General features: G+C 39.0%; 1 protein-coding gene. It reads right to left on the bottom strand.

Annotated features, from left to right (window positions below; translation table 11 throughout):
* Window positions 1–744: PIG-L deacetylase family protein (locus ACZFYI_RS20155; RefSeq protein WP_462525912.1), on the bottom strand; the 744-nt coding region annotated here is incomplete at its 3' end.
* Window positions 745–1,626 lie beyond the last annotated feature (882 nt).

Below are 1,626 nucleotides of genomic sequence, written 5' to 3'. Positions count from 1 at the left end.
CACAACAGCAGCATTAGGAGCAAATGAACGTTTGGTTTTGAGCCATTCTTTTCTTTCACCTTTGTCATCAGGTACTTCTTCTGCATAATTCCCGATCCATGGCAGCCACTCATAAAACTGAGATTCATGGGCATCCATGGCATTGATTTTTTGATCAAAAACGGAGCTGATGTCAACAGCTATATCCGGTTCAAATGGATACGGTTTTTGAAAATTATCCTGAAAATAAAGGAAAACAGGGTTTTTTCTCAATGGAGGTGTATCTGCTGCGACGTTTGGAACACCTACCATATAGGCTGCATCCTGCACAAGGATCGCTGTATATCGGTGGTCTGGATGGTAATCATTGGACCGGTGTGAAATGACCACATCTGCATCCCAATCACGGATGAGGCGGATGATTTCCAACCTGATGGCAAAAGTCGGAAGCAACTCCCCATCATGTTGGTCCAGCACCTCATATGTCACCCCCAACCGGCGACCGGCTTCCTTTGCTTCAGCCATTCTCCTTTTGGCCAAAACACCACCCCCTTGTTCCATGTGCCCGGCATCGCCGTTCGTAACAGAGACAAATTTCACCCGATGTCCCATTTGGACAAATAGGGCCGCAGTTCCGCCTCCTTTAATGTCACAGTCATCAGGATGGGCCCCGATCATGATAATATTCAATTGCTTTTCCTGCGAAAATGCCAGGTTCGCAAAATTTAGAAAAAAGAATACGAGAAAGTACAAAGAGATTTTCATGAAAGGATAATTTGGATTGATCAAGTTATCAAAAAGCAAAAGGAAAATCAATGCCACTATTAAAGAAAGAAACAATGTTGGAAAATTAAGGATATCCCGACTTTGACCTGTAGAGATAATTCCGGAAATCAAACCAATCACTGTGGATAAATTGTGATTTAAGCTTCTTTTCCAGTGGAAAAATTGTGTAGAAATTATTGTTCAATTTATTGGAAATCAATTATTTGAGGCATAAATTTGATTCTATCAAGTGAGAGATAAAAGGCTGAAAGTAAAATTTCAGACTAAGGTCAAAAACTCGAGATGAAAAGATGAAGGGGCTGAAAACGGCAACGTAGAAAGTCTGAGAAGGGCAACCACAGAACTCTTGAAATCATGGATCAAAGCCGAAAGGCTGAGAAATCAGAGTTTGAAAATCTAAGGTTATGAACTTGGGCAACTGAGGGAAAAGTCACAATAACTGTAGCTTGCATGATTTGAAGATTACGGTCTTCAGGTGATGAAGCGGGAAAAGTTCGAAAGAATTTCTTCCCGCTTTTGCTTTTTATCTTAATGTTTTCTTTATCTAAATTGGCGGTATTTGGATTTGTCCTATCGGACTTTTTGAAACTTTTTGATCATTCAAGACCTATCCAAAAACATCATTACCAAAGTACTATTCCAGGCAAGTTTTCACCGGAGTCACTTATTGACCATATTCGGTTCATCATCATAATCCTACTTCTTAAACTCCAAATGAACTGCAAGGTATTTCAATTAAAATGATGTGGATAACTTTGTGATTTCAGTAATTTTCCAGTGGAAAAATTGTGTAGAAATTATTGATTAATTTATTGGAAATCAATTATTTGAGGCATAAATTTGATTCTATCAAGTGAGAGA

The organism is Aquiflexum sp. (assembly GCF_977115555.1).
This window is presented reverse-complemented; position numbering and strand designations above follow the sequence as displayed.